Raw genomic sequence first — 1,034 nt, 5'->3', positions numbered from 1 at the left:
GGTGACCGGCCCGAGTGCGCTGTCGCTGGACGGCCGCGCGTTTCCCGGCCTGCCCGACCGGACGCTCCCGCTGGATGAGCTGCGCGACCTGATACTGCGCCGCCGCTGCCCGCAGGCCGTCAGGGACGCGGTGTGGGCCGAGCTGGTCACCCGGGCGCGCCGGGAGGGGGCGACCTGGACCCTGGCCTGCGCCGGGATGGCGCTGCCCGCACTGGCCTCGGCGGCCGGCTGGCTGGCCTCCCGCCACCGCGAGCGGGATGTCTTCGACATCCATGCCGAGGTCCTGACCGGATTCCTCGGCGCGCTGCCGGACATCGACCTGGAGCGCCCGCAGGTGCTGGTGCGGCTGCGGTGGGCGGCCTTCCGCGCGGGGCTGGCAGCGCTGGCCGAGACGCTCAACGCCCCCATTCCGCTGCCGCCCGGATTCCGCTCCACCGCGCCGCGCCCGCCGTTCGGCCACCCGGACCTGGTACTGGCCCGGGCAGTGCGGGAGGGAGTCCTGACCCGGACCGAGGCCGACCTGATCGGCACCACCCGCCTGGAGGACGTTCCCCTCGCGAAGTGGGCAGCCGGACACGGGACGGCCGCGAAGGCGGCCTACGCCGCACGGCGCCGGGCCGAGGTCCGCCTGGCGGACTACCTGCGCCGGCGCACGCGCGACACCGACCCGGACGACCCGGTCGCCGGTGCGGTCACCACCGAGCTGGCTGCCCCGCCCGTGGTTGACGGCGCCCGGTCCCGGTCCGCCGGTTCGCCACAGTCTGTCACTGCTGGCCAGGACGGAGCGGCCGGGATGTGTGCGGAAGGAAATGAAGAAAAATCGGGGGCGGCTGTCGAAAACGGGGCCGAAATCCGGGGTTTTGGGGTGCGGGAGGAGAACGCCCGCGGAACCGGAAGCTCCCACGGAGGTGCCCGATGCGCCTGATACCCCCACCCCTTGCCCGGCACCGGCCGACGCGGCCCCTCACCCCTCGACCGCCGCGGAATGCCCCGGGTGCCGCAGCCCCCGCGGGGCGGGCCGTGCGGCGCCGTCG

At 75.6% G+C, this 1,034-nt stretch carries 1 protein-coding gene; it reads left to right on the top strand.

From position 1 onward, the window contains the following. Positions 1-925, top strand: a 925-nt coding sequence (locus D7231_RS36860) for a hypothetical protein (protein ID WP_158673908.1), incomplete at its 5' end; no start/stop codon positions are given. Positions 926-1,034 lie beyond the last annotated feature (109 nt).

Source organism: Streptomyces klenkii (assembly GCF_003626645.1).
Lineage (GTDB): Bacteria > Actinomycetota > Actinomycetes > Streptomycetales > Streptomycetaceae > Streptomyces > Streptomyces klenkii.
This window is presented reverse-complemented; position numbering and strand designations above follow the sequence as displayed.